The 264-nt window shown below is 51.1% G+C and carries 1 rRNA gene; it reads right to left on the bottom strand.

The annotated features are described in order from the left end of the window. Nucleotides 1-264, bottom strand: a 23S ribosomal RNA gene (locus AACW18_RS13920); the annotation flags it as partial.

Genomic DNA, 264 nt, shown 5'->3' with positions numbered 1-264 from the left:
TGGTCTTCCGGCGAGGAGGCTTTTCACCCCCTTTATCGTTACTTACGTCAGCATTCGCACTTCTGATATCTCCAGCATACCTCTCGATACACCTTCGCAGACTTACAGAACGCTCCCCTACCACTCACACATAAGTATGAATCCGCGGCTTCGGTGCCTGGTTTGAGCCCCGTTACATCTTCCGCGCAGGCCGACTCGACTAGTGAGCTATTACGCTTTCTTTAAATGATGGCTGCTTCTAAGCCAACATCCTAGCTGTCTGAG

It is taken from the genome of Aeromonas sp. sia0103 (genome assembly GCF_963895295.1).
In the GTDB taxonomy this organism is placed as follows: Bacteria; Pseudomonadota; Gammaproteobacteria; order Enterobacterales; family Aeromonadaceae; genus Aeromonas; species Aeromonas encheleia.
This window is presented reverse-complemented; position numbering and strand designations above follow the sequence as displayed.